The following is a 16154-nucleotide window of genomic DNA, read 5'->3' as shown; positions in this document are numbered from 1 at the left end:
ACCCTCACGAAACCAGCGATACGCGGTCTGCGGATGCGCACCCTGCGCCTTCGCCCACTCCTTGAGGTACATGCACCCGACCGTAACGACAACCACCCAAATGCACTATCACTCACAGGAATGAACAACCAACAGCGTCCACTCTGCCCAGTGAGCGCCCGCAACGAGCGCCAGGCGTCAGCTCCCAAACCATCGCCCTCATCCAACCGAGGGCCGGATCGCGCGCCGCGGCTACCCACTGCCCGACCGACCGGCCGGCCGGCCGGCCGGCCGGCCCGGAGACGTTCCCCCGGCCGGACCCCGCCACCGCCTCAGCCCGTCCAGACGATCGACTGGATCTCGCTGTACGCGTGCAGCGCGTACGAGCCCACGTCGCGCCCCACCCCGCTGCGCTTGAAGCCGCCGAACGGGGCCTCCATGTTCCGGCCGATGGTGTTCACGCCGACCCCGCCCGCCCGCAGCCGCCGCGCCACGCGGAACGCGCGCGCCGAGTCCCCGGACCACACGTAGCTCAGCAGCCCGAAGTCGCTGTCGTTGGCCAGCCGGACCGCCTCGTCCTCGTCCCCGTCGAAGGGGACGACCACGACCACCGGGCCGAAGATCTCCTCGCGGACCACCCGCATGTCGTTCGTGCAGTCGACCAACAGGGTCGGAGCCACGTAGAAGCCGCGGCCGTCCCCCACCACCGGGCGCTCGCCGCCGTACGCGATCCGGGCGCCCTCCTTCTTCCCCAGCTCGACGTACGACTCCACCCGGTCGCGGTGCGCCGCAGAGATCACCGGGCCCACCACCGTGCCGGGCGCCGCCGGGTCGCCGACCTTCATGAAGGCCAGATAGCCGGTCAGCTTCTCGATCAGCCGGTCGTGGACGGACCGGTGGGCGATCACCCGGGTCGGGGCCGTGCAGATCTGCCCGGAGTAGAAGGAGAAGGTCGTCCCGATCCCCATCACCGCCGCGTCCAGGTCCGCGTCCTCGAAGACGATCGCCGCGCCCTTGCCGCCCAGCTCCATCAACTGCCGCTTCATGGACCGGCCGCAGACCTCCGCGATGCGCTGCCCGACGGCCGTGGAACCGGTGAAGGACACCATGTCCACGTGCGGGGAGTCCACCGCGGCCTCACCGACCTCCACCGACTGCCCGCCCACGACGTTCACCACGCCCGCCGGCACCCCGGCCTCGTGCAGGGCGTCCGCCATCTTGAACACCGACAGCGGGTCCTGCGGGGCCGGCTTGACCACCACCGTGTTGCCCATGGCCAGGGCCGGGGCCACCTTGCCCGCCGGGTTCGCCCAGGGGTTGTTGTAGGAGGTGATGCAGCTGACCACCCCGACCGGCTGGCGCACCTCCAACGCGCCCAGGATGCTCGCCCGCCCCATCGGGCCGGCTTCGGTGACCTGCGGGGGCAGGCCCCGCTCGACCGGTTCGAGGGCGCCCTTCGCGTACCGCCGGAAGCGGGTGACGCCCACCCCGACCTGCATGCCGCGCGCGATGCCGGTCGGTGCGCCCGTCTCCTGCCGGGCCAGCGCAGCCCACGGCTCGTACTCCCGCTGCATGATGTCCGCGGCCCGGTCCAGGATCGCCGCGCGCGCCTCGGGCGTCGTACGGGACCAGCTCTCGAAGGCCTCGGCCGCAGCGCGCGCCGCCTCCTCGACCTGGGCGCGCGAGGCCTCGGGCGCGAGCCCGACCACCGACTCGTCCGCCGGGTTGATCACCTCGTAGTGGCCGCCCGCGGGCTCCACCCACTCGCCGCCGACGTAGAGCTTCTGCGCCTGCGCGTCCGTCATCGGGTGCTCACCGTCCTCGTGTCCCGGCCCGACCGGAGCACGATCCCGGGGACCGCCCCCGTCACCTCGTCGTCGCGGATGGTCTCCACGCCGTTGACCCGTACCGAGACGATGCCGATGGCCCGCGCGTCCAGCCGGGGGCTGTCCCCGGGCAGGTCGTGGACCAGGGTCGCGGGACCGGCCTCGATCCGCTCCGGGTCGAAGAGGACCAGGTCCGCGTGGAAGCCCTCGGCGAGGCGGCCGCGCTCGCGCAGCCCGAACAGCCGGGCCGGGTCGTCGGTGAGCATCCGTACGGCCTGCTCCAGCGGCACCAGCTTGCGGCCGCGCAGGCAGTCCCCGAGGAAGCGGGTCGTGTACGGGGCCCCGCACATCCGGTCCAGGTGCGCGCCCGCGTCGGAGCCGCCGAGCATGACGTCCTCGTGCTGCCAGGTCTCCTGGCGCAGGGCCCAGCTCGCCGGATCGTTGTCGGTGGGCATCGGCCAGAGCACCGTGCGCAGGTCGTCGTGGGCGCAGATCTCCACCAGGCAGTGGAAGGGGTCCTGGCCGCGTTCGGCGGCGATGTCGTTCACGACCCGGCCGGAGAGGCCCTCGTTCTCCTTGCTGTACGTGTCGCCGATGACGTACCGCCCGAAGTGCGCGAGGCGCCGGAAGACGCCGGCTTCCTTGCTGTCGGCGCGGCGCAGCAGCTCGGCGCGTACGTCGGGGTCGCGGAGCTTCTCGATCCGCTCGGGGACGGGCAGGCCTAGGACCTCGCCCCAGCCGGGGATGAGGTTCAGCGCGCAGAAGGTCCCCAGCGACATGTTCATGGGGGTGAGGATGGGCATCGTCAGCGCGACGATGCGGCCGCCGGCCTTGCGGGCGCGCTCGCTGGGGATCAGCTGGCGCGGGACCCGCTCGGGGACGGACGCGTCGATGGTGAGGACGTTCCAGTTGAGGGGCCGGCCGGCGGCGGCGCTCATCTCCACGAAGAGGTCGATCTCCTCGTCCGAGAACTGGTCGAGGCAGCCGGCGACGATCGCCTCCAGCTGGGTGCCCTCGTGTTCGGCGACCGCCTTCGACAGCGCGAGCAGCTCGGCGGGGCGGGCGTGGCGGGAGGCCACGGGGGCGCCGGACCCGTCGGAGTGGGTGGAGGACTGGGTGGTGGACAGGCCCCAGGCGCCGGCGTTCATGGCGTCGTGGAAGAGGTCGAGCATCTGTTGCATCTGCTCGGGGGTGGGCTGACCGCCGACGGCGTCCTCGCCCATCACGTGCCGGCGCAGGGCGCAGTGGCCGACCATGAACCCGGCGTTGACGGCGATCCGGCCCTCCAGGGCGTCGAGGTACTCGCCGAAGGTGGACCAGGTCCAGTCGACGCCCTCTTCGAGGGCCTTGAGGGCCATGCCCTCGACCTTGCTCATCATGCGGCGGGTGTAGTCGGCGTCTTCGGGGCGGGCCGGGTTGAGCGGGGCCAGGGTGAAGCCGCAGTTGCCGCCGGCGACGGTGGTCACGCCGTGGTTCATGGAGGGCGTGGCGTACGGGTCCCAGAAGAGCTGGGCGTCGTAGTGCGTGTGCGGGTCGATGAAGCCGGGGGTGAGGACCAGGCCGGTGGCGTCCTCGGTGGTGCGGGCCGCTTCGGTGATCGTGCCGGGTGCGGCTATCGCCGCGATCCGGCCGTCGCGTATCCCCACGTCCGCGACGCGGGCGGGGGCACCGGTGCCGTCCACGACGGTCGCGCCCTTGATCAGGTGGTCGAGCATGACGTCCCTTCGCACTCTGAGCCCCGCCGGCGTTTGAGCAGGGGGCACCTCCCAGCGGTAGCTGGGGGAGGGTCCGGGCGGAGCCCGGTGCCCGGCGGAGCCGGGTTCCCTGGGGCTCCGCCCCAGACCCCGCGCCTCAAACGCCGGCGAGGCTGGAATTGGCCCCGGCCGGTGGCCGCCCGGCCGGGGCCGGTGCGGGACGGCGGTCCGGGAAGACGCCGTCCCCGTGTCCCCGCCGGGTCAGACGGCCTGGCGGAAGCGGGTCGTGCGGTGGACCGGGTCGGTGTCGATGTGGGGGATGACGTGTTCGCCGATCAGCTTGATCGTCGTCATCGTGTCCTCGGGCGAGACGCCGGTCGGCAGGCCGAAGGACAGCTGGTCGGCGCCGGCCTGCTCCCAGCGCTTGCACTGGGCCCGGACCTCCGACGGGTCGCCGCAGATCAGCAGTTCTTCCGCGATCAGCAGCTCGATGATCTCCGCGTTGTACTCCGGCAGGGTCTCGGGCCACTGCGGGATCGCCTCGGGCCGCGGGAACGTGTCGTGGTAGCGGAAGACCAGTGACTGGAAGCGGTTCATGTTGGCGCCCACGGCGATCTCGACGGCCTTGTCGTGGGTCTCGGCGCAGATCGCGGTCGAGGTGACCATGACGTTGTCGTTGACGAAGGCGCCGATGGCCTTCGCCTCGCGGATGGCCGTCTTGTACTGGTCGAGGACCCACTCCATGTCGGAGACCTTCTGCACGCTGAAGCCCAGCACGCCGAGGCCCTTCTTCGCCGCCATCGCGTACGAGGACGGGGAGCCGGCGGCGTACCACATGGCCGGGTGGGCCTTCCCGTACGGCTTGGGGAAGACCTTCCGCGGCGGCAGCGACCAGTGCTTGCCCTGGAACCCCTCGTACTCCTCCTGGAGGAACATCTTGGGGAATTCCGCGATGGTCTCCTCCCAGATCTCCTTGGTGCCGTTCATGTCCTCGATGCCGGGCAGGAAGCCGAGGATCTCGTGGCTGCCCGCGCCGCGGCCGGTGCCGAACTCGAAGCGGCCCTTGGAGAGGTGGTCGAGCATGGCGACCTTCTCGGCCACCTTGACCGGGTGGTTCACCGGGGCGAGCGGGTTGAAGATGCCGGAGCCGAGGTGGATGCGCTCGGTGGCGTGGGCGAGGTACCCGAGGAACACCTCGTTCGCCGACAGGTGCGAGTACTCCTCCAGGAAGTGGTGCTCGGAGGCCCAGGCGTACTTGAAGCCGGACTTGTCCGCCTGTATGACGTACTCGGTCTCCTCGATCAGCGCCTTGTGCTCTGCCTCGGGGTCGACCTTGGACCGCGCCTCAGGCACGTATCCCTGCACAAAGAGCCCGAATTCCAAGGGGGTTCACCGTCCTTTGACTTCTGACGTTCCGTCAGATTCGATGTCTCGACTGTTCCACTGCCGGGGCGGGACCGTCAATAGCTGACGCCCCATCAGAGAATGCTGACGCCCGCCATCCAGCCGCCGTCGATCACGAAGGGCTGGCCGGTGATGTACGAGGAGTCCTCGCCCGTCAGGAAGAGCGCCAGCTTCGCGATCTCCTCCGGCTGGCCCACCCGACCCATCGGGACCACCCGCTTGTAGAGCTCCGCCATCGCGTCCCTGGCCTCGTCGGTCATGTTCGCCGGGTCCAGCAGGCCCGGATTGGCCATCGGGGTGTCCACGGCGCCCGGGCACATCGCGTTGACCCGGATGCCCTTGCCCGCCAGCTCCAGCGCGGCCACCCGGGTCAGGCCGAGGATCGCCGCCTTGGTGGCGGCGTACGTGCCGACGTACGCCATGCCCGTCAGGCCCGTGTACGAGGAGGTGTTGACGATGGTGCCGCCGCCGGCCGCCTCGATCTCGGGGGCCACCGTCTTGATGCCGAGGAAGGCGCCCACCTGGTTGACCTGGACCACCTGCTGGAACTCCTCCAGCGGGGTCGCGGTCAGCTCGTTGAAGCGCAGGATGCCCGCGTTGTTGACCAGGCCGTCGACCGGGCCGAAGGCCTCCTTCGCGGCGGCGATCGCGGCCGCCCAGTCCTCCTCGCGGCTCACGTCCATCCGCACGTACCGGGCCCGGTCCTCGCCGATGTCCTTGGCCACCGCCGCGCCCTGCTCGTCCAGCACGTCGCCGAGGAGCACCCGCGCCCCCTCGGCGGCGAAGAGCCGGGCCTCCTGCTCGCCCTGCCCGCGTGCCGCGCCCGTGATGATGACGACGCGCCCGTCCAGCTTGCCCATGGTCGCTCAGCCCCTAGTCGTTGAGGAGGGGGGCCACCTCGGCCCCGAAAGCGGTGATCTGGTCGACGAGTTCGGCGCGGTCGCGACTGCGGAAGCGCACCTGGATCTGGTCCACGCCGAGCGCCCGGTACTCCCGCAGGGACTCGGCGAGCACCTCCGCCTTGCCGGTGAGGGTGCGGCGCCCGGTGTCCCAGCCGGGCTCGCCGACGTACAGCGCCTCGGTGATCGCGCCGAACTCGAAGGGGGCGGTGACCCCCGCCGCCTCGCGGAGCTCCCCGATCCGGGCGATCTGCTGCGGGAGCGCCTCGCGCGGGTCGCCCTGCGGGAGCCAGCCGTCCCCGCGCACGGCGGCGCGGCGGACGGCCGCGGGCGAGGAGCCGCCGACCCAGACGGGGATCCGCTGCTGGGCGGGCCGGGGCAGCTGGCCGAGGTCCTTGAAGGAGAACAGCTGGCCCTCGAACTCCGGGTACTCCTCGGGCCCCAGCGCCGCCCGCAGCGCGTCCAGGGTCTCGTCGAGGACGGCCCCGCGGCGCGCGAAGTCCACGCCGAGGACCTCGAACTCCTCCTGCACATGCCCGGCCCCCACCCCGAGGATCAGCCGGCCGCCGGAGAGGTGGTCGAGGGTGGCGTACTGCTTGGCGCTGATCAGCGGGTGGCGCAGGCCCAGGATCGCGACGTGGCTCAGCAGCCGCACGTGCTCGGTCATGCCGGCCAGGAAGGACAGGGTCGCCACCGGGTCGTACCAGACGGTGCTCATGGGGCCGGCGAGCCGCCGCGGGATGGCCACGTGGTCGCAGGTGGCCACGTACCCGAAGCCGGCCCGGTCGGCGGCCCGCGCGATCCCGGCGAGATCGGCGGCGGTGGCCGACGCCTCCCAGGGCTCGGCGTAGAGGGTGCTCTGCGACTGGACCGGGAGCTGCATCCCGTAGACCAGCCGACCTTGCGGAAATACGCGCGCCATGGCGGGCCCGCCTCGCCTTCGTCTGCCGATTCGTCATATCGGTGCGGGGCCATCGTCGTAGCTGACGGATCGTCAGACAAGGGGTGCGACGCACCCCTGGCAGAACTGGGGCGTTCCCCTTCCGCGCTGCCGTCGCTAGGGTGCGCGCGTGGATCTGATACTCACGCTGGTCAGCGGGATCGCCTGGACGGTCGTGTACGTGGAGGCGATCCGCGTCGGGCTGCGGGACCGGACGTACGCGATGCCCGTCGCCGCGCTCGCGCTCAACTTCGCCTGGGAAGCGATCTACGCGGTCCGCGACGTCTCGGTCGGGGTCTCCGCGCAGGGCGTGGTCAACGTGGTGTGGGCGGTGGCCGACGTGGTGATCGTCTACACCTATCTGCGCTTCGGGCGGGCCGAGCTGCCGGAGTTCGTGACCCGACCGCTCTTCGCCACCTGGTCGATCCTGGTGTTCGGTGCGGGATTCGCCGTGCAGTGGATGTTCCTGGCGCACTTCGGGGCGCACGACGCGAGCCGGTACTCGGCGTTCCTACAGAACCTGCTGATGTCCGGCCTGTTCATCGCCCTGTACGCCTCCCGGCAAGGCCCGCTCGGGCAGTCCTTGACCATCGCCGTCGCCAAATGGCTGGGGACGCTCGCCCCGACCCTGCTGTTCGGGGTGAGGGAGGACGCGCCGTTCATCCTCGGTCTCGGGATCCTGTGCAGCGTCTTCGACCTCGCCTACATCGGACTGCTGCTGCGGCCCCGACTCGCCCGGCTCAGAAGCCTTCCGGCCCCATCACGATGACCGGCTTCGCCGCCGGGTCGAGGGTCTGGAGGACCTTCTCCATGGCCGCCTTCGGGATGCCCACGCAGCCCTGCGAGGGCCCGTCGTGGTCCACGTGCAGCCAGATGTTGCCGCCCTTCTCCTCGCCGTCCGGCATGACCGGGTCCAGCGGGGACCGGCCCGGCCTGCGGTTGAAGTCGATGGCGACGACGTAGTCGAAGGAGCCCACCAGGGACTCCCCGTTCACCCCGAGGCCGGTGGCGACGAAGCCGTTGTCCTCGTCGTACGGGAGCCGGGTCCCGGGCGGCTTCGGCAGCAGGCCGCCCGCGTCGGTCAGCGCGAAGACGCCCATCGGCGAGGTCAGGTCTCCGTACGTGCGTTCGGTGGACCAGCCGTTGGCCCCGTTGCGGGCCGGCCAGCTCTCGGCCTTGACCCAGTCGGCGCCGGCCGCGGGGCGCGTGTAGAAGGCGGCGGTGGACTCCGAGGAGTCCACCGCCTTGCCCGTGACCAGGATGAGCTGACGGGACCCGGCCGGGATCCGGGCCCGGGTCCGCTCGCTGACGCCGGCCAGGCCCTGCGGGGCGGCGGCCCGTTGGGCAGCCTGTTGGGCGGCCTGCCGCTCGGCCTGCCGCACGTCGCGCGCGGCACGGTCCTCGGCCTGCGGGCGGGCGTCCACGCGGGCCTGCGGCCGGGAACCGGCGGCCCCGTCCGGGTCCTGGGCCACGTACACCCAGCCGACCGTGAAGGTCGCCAGGCCGAGTACGGCGGCGATGGCCGCCCGGCGGGTCCTACGGATCGCACGGGGCTTGCGGGGCGGACGGGAGCGGGCTCGGACGTGCTGGCTCATTCCTCCGACCGTACATCAGCAGGCCCCCGCAGCCCGGTTGGCTACGACGTGCGCGCCTCGCCGGACAGCGGGAAGCGCACGCGGACCGTGAGGCCGCCCTCCGGGGCCGGATTGGCCTCGGCCGCCAGCTCCGCCCCGTGCGCCCGCGCGATCGAGGCCACGATCGACAGCCCGAGCCCCGCGCCCTCACCCGCGGTGTGCAGTCGTTCGGCGCGCCTGCGGAAGGGCTCCAGCAGCCCCGGCACGTCCACCGGATCGATCACCGGGCCGGTGTTCGACACCGTCAGTTCCCCCTCGGCGGAGGTGGACACGGTGATCCGTCCGCCGGCGCGGTTGTGGCGCACCGCGTTGGTCAGCAGGTTCCGCAGCAGGTGCCCCAGCAGGGTCCGGTCGCCCGGCACGGTGAGCGGCGCGAGGGTCCGTACGACGGTCAGCCCCTGCTGCGGACAGGCCGCCAACTCGACCGCCGCGAGCGCCGCCAGGTCCACCGGACCGGTGGACTCCACCCCCTGCTCCGAGACGGCGAGCAGCAGCAGGGACTCGATGAGGTGCTCGCTGGAATCGGCGACACCGATCAGCTTGGCGCGGATCCGGGCCACCTTCTGCGGTGACGGGTCCCCCGCCAGCCCGATCTCGGCCGCCGCCCGCTGCACGGCCAGCGGGGTGCGCAGTTCGTGCGCCGCGTTCGCCGCGAACCGCCGCTGTGCGGAGACCAGCTGCTCCATCCGCCCCAGCATCGCGTCGAAGGTGTCGGCCAGTTCCTTGAGCTCGCCGGGCGGCGCGTCGAGCGAGATCCGCTCGTCCAGGTTCTCCCCCGAGAGGCGGCGCGCGGTCTCGGTGATCACGCCGACGGGGCGCAGCACCCGGCCGGCCATCCACCAGGCCAGCCAGATCGACAGCACGGCGAAGACGGCCAGCGCGAGGAGGGAGTACACGAGCAGCCGGTGGCGGGTGGCGTCGGTGACGGCGTCGGAGAGGTTCTGCGTGTACGCGTAGGCCTTGAGCTGCTCGGCGGTCGGGGGCCGGCCCGTCGGCAGCGCCTTCGCCGGTTCGCAGGGACAGCCCGGGTCGAAGGTCCGGCCGGGGACGGGGGGCCCGGGCGACTCGGCGGCGTAGGCCGGCGCGACGGTACGGACGGCCCCGCTGACGCTCGCGTAGAGGCCCTGGCCGACGAGGACGTAGACGAGCGCCACCAGGCCGCCGCCCGCCAGCAGCAGCAGGGAGCCGTACAGCGCGGTGAGGCGGCCTCGCTCCGTGCGCAGCAGCCCGATCGACGGGCGCCCGCTCACCGGGCCGCGATCCGGTAGCCCGCGCCCGGCACGGTCTCGATCAGCGGCGGCCCGCCCAGTTTGGCTCGGAGCTTGCTGAGGGTGACGCGGACGGCATTGGTCGAGTAGCTGGTGTCCTGCTCCCACACCTGCTCGATCAGGTCGTCGTTGCTGACGACGGCGCCCTCGGCGCGCAGCAGCGCCTCCAGCACCGCGAACTCCTTGCGGGACAGCGCCAGCCGGTGCCCGTCCCGGGTGGCACTGCGCCGGGCGGTGTCGACGGCGACCCCGGCGCGCTCCAGTACGGGCGGCAGCGCGGGGCGGACCCGCCGGCCCAGGGCCAGGACGCGGGCGAGCAGCTCGTCGTAGGCGAAGGGCTTGGTGAGGTAGTCGTCGGCGCCGAGACCGAGGCCCTCGACCCGGTCCCGCACGGTCCCGGAGGCGGTCAGCATCAGGACGCGGGTCAACAGCCGCTCGCGCACGACCTGCCGGCAGACCTCGTCGCCGTGCAGGCCGGGCAGGTCGCGGTCCAGGACGAGGACGTCGTACGCGCCGAGGCGCAGGCGCCGCAGGGCCTCCGGGCCGTCGCCGGCCTCGTCGACGGCGAGCGCGTCGCGGCGCAGCCCCTCGGCGATCATCTCCCGCAGGAATTCCTCGTCCTCCACCACCAGTACGCGCATGGCGTCCTCTTTACCGGAAATCGACATTTCGCCGTTGTAAGCAGGGTGCGAGAGGGAAGCGAAAGGCCCTTCCACCGCAGGCTCGGGCCCATGAAGCGATCCCTGATCATGACCACGGCCGCGGTCGTCACCGGGCTGACCCTGTTCGCCACCGCCTGCGCGAACGACTCCTCGGCGGGGAAGGCGGACTCCTCCGGGGGCGGCGGCAACCACTCCGAAACGGTGGCCGACAACGCCGTGAAGATGCGCCAGTGCCTGCGCGAACACGGCATCGACGTGCCCGACCCCGAGCCCGGCCAGGACCCGCGCGGGATGACGCTGGGCGGGGACGCCGATCCGCAGAAGATGCAGGAGGCCATGAAGGCCTGCGGCGCGAGCACCGGCTCGGGCGCCGGCCGGGAGCCCACGCAGGAGGAGAAGGACAAGGAGCTGGCGTGGATCCGGTGCATGCGCGAGAACGGCGTCGCCCTGAAGGACCCCGAGTACCACGAGGGCGGCATGAAGAGCGCCACCGAGATCCCCAAGGGTCAGGAGAAGGCCTTCGAGGAGGCCCAGAAGAAGTGCGACACCGGCCGATGAGGAAGCGGGCCAAGTGGCTGCTGGGCTCACTGGCCGCCGTACTGGCCGTCTCGGGGGGCGGCTGGGCCGCCCTGGACCGGCCGCAGCGCGACGGGGGCGAGCAGGAGCGGCGCGCGGCCGGCGGACTGCCGCCGGCCACGGCGCCGGTCAAGCGCGGCGACCTCAGCTCGGGCCTCCAGGTGGAGGGCACGCTCGGCTACGCGCGGGAGCGCAAGCTCAACGCGGGCGGCCCGGGCATGTTGACGTGGATCGCGGGCGAGGGCTCGGCGCTGGAGCGGGACGGAAAGCTGTACGAGGTCAACGGCCGGGCGGTGCGGCTCATGTACGGGGCCACGCCGATGTACCGGCCGCTGAAGGCCGGCGACGAGGGCGAGGACGTCCAGCAGCTCAAACGCAATCTCCAGGCCCTCGGGTACGGGACCGGGCTGGACCCGGAGGACGGCACCTTCACGGCGGGTACGGCCACGGCGGTCAAACGGTGGCAGAAGGCGCACAAGACGGCGGAGACGGGCGAGGTCGGCAAGGAGGACGTCGCCTTCGCCTCGGGGCCGCAGCAGGTGCGCGCGGGCGAGGCGGCGGTCGGTGACGAGCTGGCGCCGGGCAAGCCGGTGCTGACGGTGACGGGCACCGAGCGGATCGTCCGCTTCCAGCTGGACGCGGTGAAGGCGGGGGCGGTGAAGGCGGGCGACCCGGTGACCGTACGGCTGCCGGGCGGCGGCAGCGCCACCGGGAAGATCGACTCGGCGGGCGGGGCCGCCCGACCCGACGACAAGAACGGCGGCGGCGCGGGCGGCCCGGGCGGTGGCGCTGGTGGCGGCGACAAGAAGGCGCAGGTCGAGGTGGTCGTCACCTTCGACGCAACCGCCGAGGTGAACGCCCCTGACCAGTCCCCGGTGACCGTCGGCCTGACCGGTGAGACCCGCAAGGGCGTGCTCTCCGTGCCGGTGAACGCGCTGCTCGCGCTCGCGGGCGGCGGCTTCGGCGTCCAGGTCGTGGCGGACGGCCGGGCCCGCGAGGTGCCGGTCGGGCTGGGCATGTTCGGCAACGGCCGGGTCGAGGTGACCGGCGACGCCCTCGAGGAGGGCATGCAGGTGGGGATCCCGAAGCTGTGACGGCCACGACGACACAGCCCATGACGCATCCGCCGGCGCATCCGAACCCGGTCGTGGAACTGACCGGGGTCACCAAGGAGTACCCGGGCGGGGTCGCGGCCCTGCGCGGGGTCGACCTGACGGTCGCGGCCGGGGAGCTCCTCGCCATCGTCGGCCCGTCGGGCTCCGGCAAGTCCACCCTGCTGCACATCGTGGGCACCCTGGACCGCCCGACCGCGGGCGGCGTGCGGATCGCCGGGTACGACATCGCGGCCCTCCCGGACCGTTCGCTGTCGGCCCTGCGCTCCCGGCACGTCGGTTTCGTCTTCCAGTCCTTCCACCTGGTACCGCGCATCAGTGCCCGGGCGAACGTCGCCGAGGGGCTGCTCTACAGCGGCCTCCCACGGGCCGAACGGATGCGCCGGGCCGCGCAGGCCCTGGACCGGGTGGGCCTCGGCGACCGGATGGACCACCGACCGCACGAGCTGTCCGGCGGACAGAAGCAGCGCGTCGCGATCGCCCGGGCGGTGGCGGGCGCACCGGACCTGCTGCTGGCCGACGAGCCGACGGGCGCGCTGGACACGGCGTCCGGGGAATCGGTGATGGAGCTGCTGCGCGAACTGAACCGGGACGGGGCCACCATCGCCGTGATCACCCACGACCAGGAGATCGCGGCGAGCCTGCCGCGGCAGGTACGGATCCGCGACGGGCAGGTCGTCGCGGACGTACGCAGCCGGGCGGGGGCGGCGTCATGAGCCGCGCGAGGCCCCGTACGGGGACGCGCCCGCGGCGGTTGAAGCCGCCGAGGCTGTCCCCGCGGGACGTGCTGCACGTCGGATCGGCGGGCCTGCGCGCCCGCCCGGCACGGGTGTTCCTGTCCGCGCTCGGCATCGCCATCGGCATCGCGACGATGATCGCGGTGGTCGGGATCTCCTCCTCCAGCCAGGCCGAGCTCCTGCGGGAGCTCGACAAGCTGGGCACGAACATGCTGGTCGCGAAGCCGGGCGAGGGGATGTTCACCGGCCAGGACACCAAGCTGCCCGGGGACGCCCCCGGCATGATCTCCCGGATCGCGGGGGTCGAGTCGGTCGGCACCACCGGTGACGTGCCCGAGTCCGTACGCCGGTCGGAGAACGTCCCGAAGGGGGAGACGGGCGGGATCGTGCTCAAGGCCGCCAAGGACGACCTGCTGGGCACGTTGCGCGCGCGGATGGCGAGCGGCACCTGGCTCAACGCGGCGACCGGCCGCTACCCCTCGGTGGTGCTCGGGGACGTCTCCGCGCGCCGCCTCGGCATCACCGGACCGGGTCAGCAGGTCTTCGTCGGCGGCCGGTACTTCACGGTGATCGGCATCCTGGAGCCGGTCCCGCTGGCCCCGGAGATCGAGCGCTCCGCGCTGATCGGCTGGGACGCGGCCGAGCAGCTGCTGGGCTTCGACGGTCACCCGACGGCGGTGTACGAACGGTCGGCGGACGACCGGGTGGCGGCGGTCCGCGCGCTCATCCCGCGAACGGCCAACCCGCAGACCCCGAGCGCGGTGCAGGTCTCCGACCCCTCGGCGGCGCTCCAGGCGAAGGCGGCCACGGAGGGCGCGTTCAGCACGCTGCTGCTGGGGCTGGGCGGGATCGCGCTGCTGGTGGGCGGGGTCGGCGTCGCCAACACGATGATCATCTCGGTGCTGGAGCGGCGCCACGAGATCGGCCTGCGGCGGTCCCTGGGCGGCACGAAGGGCCAGATCCGGATCCAGTTCGTGACGGAGTCCCTGTTGCTGTCCGGACTCGGCGGCGTGGCGGGCATCGCCCTGGGCGGCGCGGCCACGGCGGTCTACGCCCGGGCCGGCGACCTGCCCTGGGTGGTCCCGCTCTGGGCGGTGACCGGCGGCTTCGCCGCCACCCTGGCGATCGGCACCCTGGCCGGGCTCTACCCGGCGGTGCGCGCGGCCCGGCTGTCGCCGACGCTGGCACTGGCGGCGGCGTAGCCGGGCGGTCCCGGGGGACGGGCGGGCGCGCAAAAGGCGGTAAAAGGCCAGGTGCAAGCCCATCCCCCGGAACCGATCACCGGCGTACATTGAATCGATGATGCGAACTCCACGTCACGCAGCGCGCGTTGTCATCCTGTCCCCCACCGGATCCGTGTTCCTCTTCCGGGAGGACAACGTGGAGGTGGGCATCCACTGGCTGCCGCCCGGCGGCGGCATCGATCCCGGGGAGAGTCCCGAGGACTGCGTGCGGCGCGAGCTGCGCGAGGAGACCGGCTGGACCGACCTGGAACCGGAACGGCTGCTCTGCACCTGGGAGCACGACTTCACGCACCAGGGGATCCCCGTCCGCCAGCACGAGCACATCTTCGTCACCACGGGCCCGCGCCGCGAGCCGGTCCTGGAGGCCCCGGACATCCACTGGCAGTGGCTCTCCCCGCAGCGCCTGGCCACCCTGGGCGAACCCCTGTGGCCCCCGCGCCTGCCGGACCTCCTGGCCAACACCCCGGCGGAACCGGTCCACCTGGGGCTGCTGGCCTAAGGAGCGTCTTGCCGATCGCATCGGCGGGCGATCCCGCCGCCGAGGCGGAGAACCCGCGTGCGCCACTGATGGTCATGGCCGGTGACCGGGAAGTGCCAGCCGTCAAGGCAACCGAGGACGACGCGGCGAGGCGCGACGCCGTCCACCGCGAGCCCGGCCAGACCGGCAGGACGCCCCCTAGGACTTCGCGGCGGGCGTCTTCCCCGTGGCCTTGGCGTAGAGCGAGGCCGCGTACTCCCCGAGGACCGTGCTGGTCGACACGTCGTCCGTGTCCCCGCCCGTGAGGATGCCGATGATCTTCCCGTCGCCGGCGATCCACGCGCTGCCGCTGGTGCCGCCCGGGAAGTCGGCGCAGTCGAAGCGCTGCTGGGTCGCGCTCTCGCGGACGGCGACCGACGTGCAGGTACGGGGAACCTTGCGGTCGGCGGGGTAACCGGTCACGGTGACCTCCTCGCCCGCGCGGCCGCTGGTGTCGAGGACGGCCGCGCCGGTCACGTCCTCGATGGTGCGGCCCTTGGCGTCCGGGGCGAGGCGGGCGAACGCGAGGTCGTAGTCGTCGTCCGTGCCCTCGGCCCAGCGGTCGTCCTCGAAGACCTGCTCGATCTTCCACGTGCCGTACGGGGCTACCCCGTTGGCGTAGGCGGGGGCGAAGACGGCGCTGCCGCCGCTCTGGTCCCCTTCGAGCAGGCAGTGCCCAGCGGTAATGATCATGTTGCGGCCGGGGCTGTGGACCACGGTGGCGGTGCAGAAGTGGTCACTGTCCAGGCCGTTGGTGAACAGGGCCCCGGTGAAGGCGGCGGGCCCTCCGGGCGGCGGGGTGACGGCCGGCGGCAGGGTGCTGCCGGGCGGGGCGGTGAGCTGGGGCTTCGCCGCTTGCGATCGCGACGACGGCCCCGTCGGCGAGGCGGTCGGTGCGGCCTTCGCCCGCGCGGACGGCACCGCTTCGGGCGGCGGAACCAGCTTCGCCACGGCGGCGGACGCCCCCAGAGCCGCGACCCCGCACAGCACCGCCGTCACGACGGTCCGCTTGTCCACCGGCATGATCATCCTTCCGCTTCACCCTGGCGAAGCATGCCCCGGCGGCGGGGGTGGGTGCAAGAACGCGGACGGCCGCCGACCCCTGCGTCACACCGTTTCAACCAGCAGGTCGCACACGAAGCTCAGTCCCGGGCGGCCGTCCAGGTCGACGTCACCCGTGGGCACGAACCCCGTGCGGGCCAGCACCGCGCGCGAGCCCGCGTTGTCGAGCGTGGTGACCGCCCGCAGCGCCGTCAGCCCGTACTGCGCCACCGCCAGCCCGCGGGCCTCCCGTACGGCGGCCGTGGCCAGGCCCCGACCCGTGGCGCGCTCGGCGATCCGGTACCCGAGCTCGGCCGAACCGTCGGCCACGTCCACCAGGTTGACCCGGCCCACCACGTCCCCGACGTCGTCCACCAGCACGTGGAAGAAGCACGCCCCGGTGGCCTGCTCGGCCATCAGCGCGGCGTGCCGCTCGTCGAAGTCGGCGAAATAGCGGTCCCCGCGGTCGGCTACGGACGCGGCGAAGTAGGCCCGGTTCGCCCGCTCGAACGCGAGCAGGGCCGGAGCGTGGTCGAAGCGCAGCAACTGGAGTCGGGGCACGGCCCGATGCTAAGCCGTGTCCGCACCGATCGCCGTCGACCGCGCCAACTGCCCCGCCAG

Annotated in this window: 16 protein-coding genes; 6 read left to right on the top strand and 10 right to left on the bottom strand. The window is 72.7% G+C overall.

All coding sequences use genetic code 11. From position 1 onward, the window contains the following. Positions 1–311: 311 nt before the first annotated feature. The 5 genes from OG594_RS04580 to OG594_RS04560 all read right to left on the bottom strand — a co-directional run bounded on the left by OG594_RS04580 (position 312) and on the right by OG594_RS04560 (position 6724). Complete coding sequence (locus OG594_RS04580) at positions 312–1784, bottom strand: aldehyde dehydrogenase family protein (protein WP_266595395.1); 1473 nt, start codon at positions 1782–1784, stop codon at positions 312–314. Further along, entirely contained in the window at positions 1781–3520 is a 1740-nt protein-coding gene (locus OG594_RS04575; protein ID WP_266595393.1) for an amidohydrolase family protein, read from the bottom strand. The genes OG594_RS04580 and OG594_RS04575 overlap by 4 nt, the downstream gene beginning before the upstream one ends. Positions 3521–3760: 240 nt before the next feature. Continuing rightward, complete coding sequence (locus OG594_RS04570) at positions 3761–4882, bottom strand: LLM class flavin-dependent oxidoreductase (RefSeq protein WP_266595391.1); 1122 nt, start codon at positions 4880–4882, stop codon at positions 3761–3763. Positions 4883–4977: 95 nt separating this feature from the next. Further along, on the bottom strand, positions 4978–5763 hold the full coding sequence (locus OG594_RS04565; RefSeq protein WP_030012737.1) for an SDR family NAD(P)-dependent oxidoreductase: 786 nt from the start codon (positions 5761–5763) through the stop codon (positions 4978–4980). A 13-nt stretch (positions 5764–5776) separates the two neighbouring features. Continuing rightward, entirely contained in the window at positions 5777–6724 is a 948-nt protein-coding gene (locus OG594_RS04560) for a TIGR03619 family F420-dependent LLM class oxidoreductase (protein ID WP_266595387.1), read from the bottom strand. A 148-nt stretch (positions 6725–6872) separates the two neighbouring features. Between OG594_RS04560 and OG594_RS04555 the strand changes: the two genes are divergently transcribed. Further along, complete coding sequence (locus OG594_RS04555) at positions 6873–7511, top strand: hypothetical protein (RefSeq protein WP_266595385.1); 639 nt, start codon at positions 6873–6875, stop codon at positions 7509–7511. Here OG594_RS04555 and OG594_RS04550 read toward each other — a convergent pair. From OG594_RS04550 to OG594_RS04540, 3 genes are read right to left on the bottom strand one after another with little or no spacing between them, the layout of a single operon-like run. After that, positions 7483–8337, bottom strand: coding sequence for a hypothetical protein (locus tag OG594_RS04550; RefSeq protein WP_266595384.1), 855 nt, complete (start codon positions 8335–8337; stop codon positions 7483–7485). The two genes, OG594_RS04555 and OG594_RS04550, sit on opposite strands and share 29 nt — an antisense overlap. 41 nt (positions 8338–8378) lie before the next feature. Beyond that, the gene (locus tag OG594_RS04545) at positions 8379–9626 is read right to left on the bottom strand and encodes an ATP-binding protein (protein ID WP_266595382.1); all 1248 of its coding nucleotides are present in this window, start codon (positions 9624–9626) and stop codon (positions 8379–8381) included. Beyond that, the gene (locus OG594_RS04540) at positions 9623–10285 is read right to left on the bottom strand and encodes a response regulator transcription factor (RefSeq protein WP_266602594.1); all 663 of its coding nucleotides are present in this window, start codon (positions 10283–10285) and stop codon (positions 9623–9625) included. Before OG594_RS04540 ends, OG594_RS04545 begins: the two co-directional genes overlap by 4 nt. Before the next feature lie 90 nt (positions 10286–10375). Here OG594_RS04540 and OG594_RS04535 point away from each other — a divergent pair, with 90 nt between their 5' ends. From OG594_RS04535 to OG594_RS04515, 5 genes are all read left to right on the top strand, one after another. Then, entirely contained in the window at positions 10376–10864 is a 489-nt protein-coding gene (locus OG594_RS04535; RefSeq protein WP_266595380.1) for a hypothetical protein, read from the top strand. Then, positions 10861–11976: a peptidoglycan-binding protein gene (locus tag OG594_RS04530; RefSeq protein ID WP_266595378.1), complete on the top strand. Its 1116-nt coding sequence runs from the start codon at positions 10861–10863 to the stop codon at positions 11974–11976. Before OG594_RS04535 ends, OG594_RS04530 begins: the two co-directional genes overlap by 4 nt. 20 nt (positions 11977–11996) lie before the next feature. Beyond that, positions 11997–12710, top strand: coding sequence for an ABC transporter ATP-binding protein (locus tag OG594_RS04525; protein ID WP_266595376.1), 714 nt, complete (start codon positions 11997–11999; stop codon positions 12708–12710). Further along, a complete protein-coding gene (locus tag OG594_RS04520) occupies positions 12707–13933 on the top strand; it encodes an ABC transporter permease (RefSeq protein WP_266595374.1) in 1227 nt (408 codons plus the stop codon). The genes OG594_RS04525 and OG594_RS04520 overlap by 4 nt, the downstream gene beginning before the upstream one ends. 97 nt (positions 13934–14030) lie before the next feature. Continuing rightward, entirely contained in the window at positions 14031–14474 is a 444-nt protein-coding gene (locus OG594_RS04515) for an NUDIX hydrolase (RefSeq protein ID WP_266595372.1), read from the top strand. A gap of 177 nt (positions 14475–14651) precedes the next feature. Here the strand turns inward: OG594_RS04515 and OG594_RS04510 are convergent, their stop codons facing one another. Beyond that, the gene (locus OG594_RS04510) at positions 14652–15515 is read right to left on the bottom strand and encodes a serine protease (RefSeq protein WP_266595370.1); all 864 of its coding nucleotides are present in this window, start codon (positions 15513–15515) and stop codon (positions 14652–14654) included. A gap of 84 nt (positions 15516–15599) precedes the next feature. Further along, complete coding sequence (locus tag OG594_RS04505) at positions 15600–16094, bottom strand: GNAT family N-acetyltransferase (protein WP_266595368.1); 495 nt, start codon at positions 16092–16094, stop codon at positions 15600–15602. Positions 16095–16154 lie beyond the last annotated feature (60 nt).

Origin of the sequence: Streptomyces sp. NBC_01214 (genome assembly GCF_026340975.1) — a bacterium.
GTDB lineage: Bacteria > Actinomycetota > Actinomycetes > Streptomycetales > Streptomycetaceae > Streptomyces.
Note: the sequence above shows the minus strand (reverse complement) of the source record. Positions and strands in the feature narration are given on the sequence as shown.

What these genes read in the sequence shown, in the direction of transcription:
- OG594_RS04580 (WP_266595395.1), bottom strand. Translation starts at nt 1,784, where the DNA reads ATGACGGACGCGCAGGCGCAGAAGCTCTACGTCGGCGGCGAGTGGGTG.
- OG594_RS04575 (WP_266595393.1), bottom strand. Translation starts at nt 3,520, where the DNA reads ATGCTCGACCACCTGATCAAGGGCGCGACCGTCGTGGACGGCACCGGT.
- OG594_RS04565 (WP_030012737.1), bottom strand. Translation starts at nt 5,763, where the DNA reads ATGGGCAAGCTGGACGGGCGCGTCGTCATCATCACGGGCGCGGCACGC.
- OG594_RS04560 (WP_266595387.1), bottom strand. Translation starts at nt 6,724, where the DNA reads ATGGCGCGCGTATTTCCGCAAGGTCGGCTGGTCTACGGGATGCAGCTC.
- OG594_RS04550 (WP_266595384.1), bottom strand. Translation starts at nt 8,337, where the DNA reads ATGAGCCAGCACGTCCGAGCCCGCTCCCGTCCGCCCCGCAAGCCCCGT.
- OG594_RS04540 (WP_266602594.1), bottom strand. Translation starts at nt 10,285, where the DNA reads ATGCGCGTACTGGTGGTGGAGGACGAGGAATTCCTGCGGGAGATGATC.
- OG594_RS04535 (WP_266595380.1), top strand. Translation starts at nt 10,376, where the DNA reads ATGAAGCGATCCCTGATCATGACCACGGCCGCGGTCGTCACCGGGCTG.
- OG594_RS04530 (WP_266595378.1), top strand. Translation starts at nt 10,861, where the DNA reads ATGAGGAAGCGGGCCAAGTGGCTGCTGGGCTCACTGGCCGCCGTACTG.
- OG594_RS04525 (WP_266595376.1), top strand. Translation starts at nt 11,997, where the DNA reads ATGACGCATCCGCCGGCGCATCCGAACCCGGTCGTGGAACTGACCGGG.
- OG594_RS04520 (WP_266595374.1), top strand. Translation starts at nt 12,707, where the DNA reads ATGAGCCGCGCGAGGCCCCGTACGGGGACGCGCCCGCGGCGGTTGAAG.
- OG594_RS04515 (WP_266595372.1), top strand. Translation starts at nt 14,031, where the DNA reads ATGATGCGAACTCCACGTCACGCAGCGCGCGTTGTCATCCTGTCCCCC.
- OG594_RS04510 (WP_266595370.1), bottom strand. Translation starts at nt 15,515, where the DNA reads ATGCCGGTGGACAAGCGGACCGTCGTGACGGCGGTGCTGTGCGGGGTC.